This window comes from Photorhabdus noenieputensis (assembly GCF_018448935.1).
In the GTDB taxonomy this organism is placed as follows: domain Bacteria; phylum Pseudomonadota; class Gammaproteobacteria; order Enterobacterales; family Enterobacteriaceae; genus Photorhabdus; species Photorhabdus noenieputensis.
Genome location: NZ_RCWC01000071.1, coordinates 1 through 5,523, shown reverse-complemented (window position 1 = coordinate 5,523; position 5,523 = coordinate 1). Strand labels below are relative to the sequence as shown.

Here is a 5,523-nt window from a genome sequence, read left to right as displayed (position 1 = left end):
TGTGTCGCGGCATGAATATCTGGAGAAAGAGCAGACGCGACTGGATCTGCAACGCCAGTTAAGCGTACAACAGGCCAGTGTCTTGCAGTACACCGCCGCTCAGGACGAGGCGCGACGTCGGCGTGAGACTGTTGTTGCGCAAAATCGCCGCGCCATGCTCGACCTGCAACAGGAAGCCAACAAAAAAGCAGCGACCTTAGTTCAGGAGCTGGCGAAGGCCCGCTACAAGGAAACCTTGACCAGCCTCAAAGCCCCGGTGGCCGGCACAGTTCAACAACTCGCTATCCATACTGTCGGTGGCGTGGTGACACCCGCTCAACCGCTGATGGTCATCGTCCCCGCAGACCAACCGGTAGAAGTGGAGGCCATGCTGGAAAACAAGGATGTAGGTTTCGTCCATGTTGGTCAACCGGTCACCGTTAAGGTGGAAACCTTCACTTTCACCAAGTATGGCACTGTTGACGGCGAAGTGCTGAACGTATCGAACGACGCTATCGAGGACGAAAAACGTGGACTCATCTATAGCAGCCGTATTCGCTTGAAGTCTGATCACGTGATGGTCAATGGTCAGCGAGTCCCACTGTCTCCGGGCATGTCGATCACGGCAGAAATAAAAACCGATCAACGTCGCGTGATCGATTACTTCTTGAGTCCATTACAGCAACATATAGATGAAAGTCTGAGAGAACGGTAGGCCGTGAGGGCAGCTCTGTGAACCCGGCTCGCCATACTCACCGTTTTCCGGGTTTGAGATAAATGACCGTTAATGTTTTTCGCCGCCTTACTTTATTTGGAGTGATGAAATGAAAGTATTACGTATACATGAAAGGTTTAAAAATTGGCGAAATATTATTGTTTTCATGAGTTGCACCTTATTAATGGCCTGCTCTAAGCACATTGATACTATACGTAAACCGATTGATGTGTCGCATTTGGGGCAATCCGTCGAGATTAATTTTGAACTCAGCAAGAGAAAGGCTGGGGATTATCAGTTTGCCCTGCTGTTTGCTAATGGGAATGGTTTTTATGAAATGGAAAGGCGGGATAAGTTGTTCGGAAATATTGATAAGGATGGGGTTGCTGTCCCCGTTTCGCTTCGTCTGGTTAAAGACGGTAAGGTTTTTTTTGACGAAAAAATAAACTCAGTGGGCAGTGGTTGGATACAATCCTTCTATTACAAAGAGAGAAGTATAAATACCACGGTGCGCAATATAAAAATACTTGAGTTACCCCCGGGGCGTTACTCTGCGGTAATTACCACACTGGGGGATGTCCCTGCCTTTAATGACATCGAGAGTTTTGTCGAATTCTCCTATTTTAATCCGAAGATTTAAAATGGTATCAGTATAAACAAAGGAAATATCAAAATTTGGAGTGACGAAATGAAAGTATTACGGGTACATGAAAGGTTTAAAAATTGGCGAAATATTATTATTTTTATGAGCTGTGCCTTATTAATGGCCTGCTCTAAGTTCATTGATATATACAGACCAATTGACGTATCGAAGTCTGGTCAATCAGTCAAAATTGATTTTGAAATCAGCAAGGAAGGCAATTATCAGTTTGTCCTGCTGTTTGCTACTACGGATGATTACGATGAAATGGCAAGGAGGTTTGAGTTGTTTGGGAGAGTTTATAAAAACGGAGTAATAACCCCCGTTTCACTCCATATCGTTAAAGATGGCAAGATTTTTTTTGACAAGAAAATAAACGCTGCGGGATCCGAAGGAGGGAGTGCCGTCAATTACGAAGAGAGAAGTATAAATACGGCTGTGAGAGAAATTAAAACATTTTCATTACCTCCCGGACGCTACTCTGCGGTAATTACCACCCTGGAGGATGTCCCTGATTTTAATGGTATTGAGAGTTTTGTTGAATTCAACCATTACGATCCGAAGATTTAAAATGATATCAGTATAAACAAAGAAGATATAAAAATTTGGAGTGACGTGATGAAAATATTACAGGTAAACGAAAGATTCAAAAACTGGCGAAACATTATTATTTTTATGAGCTGCGCCTTATTAATGGCCTGCTCTAAGTTCATTGATATATACAAACCGATTGACGTATCGAAGTCTGGTCAATCAGTCAAAATTGATTTTGAAATTAGCAAGGAAGGCAATTATCAGTTTGTCCTGCTGTTTGCTAGAGGAGATGGTCATGATGAAATGAACAGGCGAGATGAGTTATTTGGGAGTATTTATGATGACGGGGTGACAACTCCCGTTTCGCTTCATCTGGTTAGAAATGATAAGGTTTTTTTTGATGAAAAAATAAACGCCGGGGGATACGACGGGGGGCAGTCCTTCTATTACGATGAGAGAAGGGTAAATACGGCTGTGCGAGAAATTAAGACATTTTTATTACCTCCTGGACGTTACTCTGCGGTCATTACCACTCTGGAGGATGTCCCTGCTTTTAATGGCATTGAGAGTTTTGTCGAGTTCGCCTATTACAATCCGAAAATTTAAAAAGATTTAAAATGGTATCAGTATAAACAAAGGAAATATAAAAATTTGGAGTGAAGAAATGAAATTATTACGTATATATAAAAGGTTTAAAAATTGGCGAAATATTATTGTTTTTATGAGCTTAACCTTATTAATGTCCTGCTCTAGGCACATGGATATATACAGACCTATTGACGTATCGAAGTCTGGTCAATCAGTCAAAATTGATTTTGAACTCAGCAAGGAAGGTAATTATCAGTTCACCTTACTGTTTGAAACTGGGGAGGGTTATGATGAAATGGAAAGGCGGTTTAAGTTTTTTGGGAGAGCTGATAAAGATGGAGTAATTATCCCTGTTTCACTCCATATCGTTAAAGATGGCGAGATTTTTTTTGACAAAAAAATAAATGCTAGGGGATACGATGGGGGACAGGTTTTCTATTACGAAGAGAGAAGGATAAATACGGCGGTGCGAGAAATTAAGACATTTTCACTACCCCCCGGGAGTTATTCTGTGGTTATTACCACCTTGAAGAATGCTCCCGCTTTTAGTGGCATCGAGAGTTTTGTTGGATTCACCTATTACGATCCGAAGATTTGATTTATGTAGAAAAAAACAAATAGAAATAACCAATAGAGGAAATAATAAGTATGGAAAAGAAATATACTGTGACCTATAAAGTTGCTCCGATGGGGGCTAAGTATGTTTATCAGGAAGATAAGAAAAATAACAAAGCGGGAGACATACACAAGTCGTCCGGCGGTCATATGTGGTATGTGATAAGTGACGGTAACGGAAATGAAAGAAGTGTCGGTTTCGAGTCAAGGGACGGTGTGCCGGTTGGAGTAGGAAAAGTAACTCCTCATGATAATGTGGCCTACCAAGAGACCACTTATGAAGTCACCATCGCGTTGACTGAGAAACAGTACAAGGAGTTAAGTAAATTCTCAGATGATCCAACGTCAGGTGGATTTAATCCTGAAACCTATTGGGTGAATTCCAACAGTTGCGTAGATTTCGTGTATTACTCATTACAATCTATTGGGTACAATCGAAAGAATTTCCTAGGAAAGATTTTTGAAGGAAATGTGGTTCCCAATACTAATCGTGCTATGTTGAAAGCTATGCTTACATCTAATGGAGCTCAAATCATTCGGGACGACCTCATGCGTAATGGTGATCATTATGAAAAAAGAGTTGTTCCATGGTCTACCCCTGAATGGCTTAAACCGGTAGGTACCGAGGGTACACTTCCCAGCCCACCAAAAAGCTTAATTAATATTGATATCAATTCCTCTCCACAGCCCCAGAAACATATTCAGGGCGAAAACAAAGCGCAGCAGGATGTTGCTAACGGGTTTATACAAAATTCTGCAACACATAAAATATCTGCCGTCGGGGATATGCTCAATAAAACAGACTTCGCCTCCACCCAAATGGCGGGTCTTGCCACCGGTGGTATTCGTCCCGGTGAAATGCAGCTCGACCCCAATGTCCGACCTAACACCTATCTGTCGGAGTTCTACAAGCCTTTCTACCAACCCGGAGACACTAGCAAGCTGGACTTTGGCCTGCGCAACGCTGTGACGTTGAACGGCTTATCGGCAATGACGACGTTCAACACCTATGTTGACCCGCTGTTATTGGATCTGAGCGGCAATGGTGTGCATATGACTGATATCCGTGACGGCGTGCTGTTCGACATGGACAACAGTGGCACGCTTAAGCGCAGCGGCTGGGCGGATCGCAATACCGGAATATTGGTGATCGACGATGGTAGCGGTCAGATAAAAAATGCCGGCCAGATGTTTTCCGAATACTACGGTGGTAAGGCCGGAATAAACGGATCCGCTGGCGAAAAAAAATTCAATAATGGCTTCGGTGCTTTAGCCAGTGAAGATGCTAATAAAGACGGAGTGATTGATCAGACTGACCCGATCTGGAGTAAGCTGCGGGTTTGGGTCGACAGTACCCGCGATGCGAAAGTCGGTGTGGGCGAACTCAAGACACTGGCGGAATTGGGTATTACTCAGATAAACGTCCGGGCTTCGAACAAAACGGAAGTCCGTGATGGGAATAAAGTTGTTGCCAGTGGATCGTTTACTATCAATGGTAAAACTCAGGAAGTACTGGCTGTCGATTTTCTTGGTGATACCGTTAGCAACACCCTGAGTACTCAGGGAACCGGCACGAAAGTGACTTCCACCACCAACGATATCACAACCACGGCTTACGCCAGCCAGAGTGAAACAGATGAAACCCTCAATGCGGAGCAACTGGGAGTGAGCAATCTGTATGGTGGCAGCGGCAATGATACGTTGATTGCGGCAAAAACTGGTAGCTGGCTGGTCGGGGGCGCAGGGAGCAATACCTATGTCGGTGGTGCCGGCGATGATGTTTTTGTTATCAGCGCTTCTGACGATACGAAAAATATTCACGGTAATGGCGGGCACGATACGGGAATCATTGTCGGTAACCAAGGTGTGGCACTGGACATGGATCGGGCAGGTTTAACTATTGCCCAAGGCGGGAGCGGCAATGATACGATTATAAGTGGCGGTGTCAACGGTGTCTTTATCAAGGGGGGCTCCGGCAATTCGACTCTGATAGGTGGTATGGGTAACGACGTCCTGGTCGGCGGCAGCGGGCACAACACCATCGTTGGTGGCACGGGTAAGTCGGTTATCTATGCCGGTCCTCAGGGTGACACAATTTACGCCTCCAGGGACGGCAGCATCATTCACGCTGGCGGCGGCGATGATAAGATTTTTGGCGGCTTTGGTGACGACGTGATCGAAGTGGGTCACGGCAATGCTACGATTGATGGGGACGGTGGGGTCAACATCGTCAGCCTGCACGGTAACCACGGCGATTATCAAATTACCCGTACCGACAGTGGGTATGTGGTGGCCGATAAGGTCGCCGGGCGTGACGGCACGGTTACGCTGAAAAATATCCAAAAACTCAATTTTTCAGATATTTCGGCGGTTGATTTACAAACACCCAATGCGATGCCTGTCGAGGATGTCCTCACTCACGACAAGGACGGCAAGGTTTTTGATCGTACTC

5 protein-coding genes and 1 pseudogene are annotated in these 5,523 nt (G+C 44.8%); all 6 read left to right on the top strand.

The features are described from left to right. Positions 1-694: HlyD family type I secretion periplasmic adaptor subunit (locus EAE91_RS22850; RefSeq protein ID WP_214090464.1), on the top strand; the 694-nt coding region annotated here is incomplete at its 5' end. Positions 695-803: 109 nt separating this feature from the next. Continuing rightward, complete coding sequence (locus EAE91_RS22845) at positions 804-1,334, top strand: DUF5625 family protein (RefSeq protein WP_214090463.1); 531 nt, start codon at positions 804-806, stop codon at positions 1,332-1,334. Between the two features lie 48 nt (positions 1,335-1,382). Further along, a complete protein-coding gene (locus EAE91_RS22840) occupies positions 1,383-1,904 on the top strand; it encodes a DUF5625 family protein (RefSeq protein WP_214090462.1) in 522 nt (173 codons plus the stop codon). Between the two features lie 48 nt (positions 1,905-1,952). Then, a complete protein-coding gene (locus tag EAE91_RS22835; RefSeq protein WP_214090461.1) occupies positions 1,953-2,474 on the top strand; it encodes a DUF5625 family protein in 522 nt (173 codons plus the stop codon). A 58-nt stretch (positions 2,475-2,532) separates the two neighbouring features. Beyond that, positions 2,533-3,054: a DUF5625 family protein gene (locus tag EAE91_RS22830; RefSeq protein WP_214090460.1), complete on the top strand. Its 522-nt coding sequence runs from the start codon at positions 2,533-2,535 to the stop codon at positions 3,052-3,054. Positions 3,055-3,104: 50 nt separating this feature from the next. Continuing rightward, positions 3,105-5,523, top strand: a pseudogene (locus EAE91_RS22825) (S8 family serine peptidase); the annotation flags it as partial.

Bases quoted from the DNA above. Each gene is read 5' to 3' on its own strand.
- EAE91_RS22845 (WP_214090463.1), top strand. From the start codon at position 804: ATGAAAGTATTACGTATACATGAAAGGTTTAAAAATTGGCGAAATATT.
- EAE91_RS22840 (WP_214090462.1), top strand. From the start codon at position 1,383: ATGAAAGTATTACGGGTACATGAAAGGTTTAAAAATTGGCGAAATATT.
- EAE91_RS22835 (WP_214090461.1), top strand. From the start codon at position 1,953: ATGAAAATATTACAGGTAAACGAAAGATTCAAAAACTGGCGAAACATT.
- EAE91_RS22830 (WP_214090460.1), top strand. From the start codon at position 2,533: ATGAAATTATTACGTATATATAAAAGGTTTAAAAATTGGCGAAATATT.